Source organism: Streptomyces sp. NRRL F-6676, from assembly GCF_000725625.1.
Lineage (GTDB): Bacteria > Actinomycetota > Actinomycetes > Streptomycetales > Streptomycetaceae > Streptomyces.
This window is the reverse complement of record NZ_JOHS01000170.1, coordinates 1-202: the sequence shown is the minus strand read 5'-3', so window position 1 is coordinate 202 and position 202 is coordinate 1. Positions and strand designations below refer to the sequence as shown.

The following is a 202-nucleotide window of genomic DNA, read 5'->3' as shown; positions in this document are numbered from 1 at the left end:
GTTGTCGCGTTGTTCGTCGGGCAGGCCGAGGTAGTGGAGGAGTTCGTGGAGGAGGTCGGCGTCGCTGTGGTTGAGGTCGAAGTGGCGTTGGTTGGCGCGTGACGGGTTGGTGGTGTGGGTGAGGTTGATGGTTTCGGGGTGGTGGGGGGCGTTGTGGAGGGTGACGGTGAGGTGGAACTGGTCGTGTGAGGTGGGCAGGGCG

The 202-nt window shown here is 64.9% G+C and carries 1 protein-coding gene; it reads right to left on the bottom strand.

The features are described 5' to 3' along the window. Positions 1 to 202: hypothetical protein (locus IO29_RS31470; RefSeq protein ID WP_037840736.1), on the bottom strand; the 202-nt coding region annotated here is incomplete at both ends.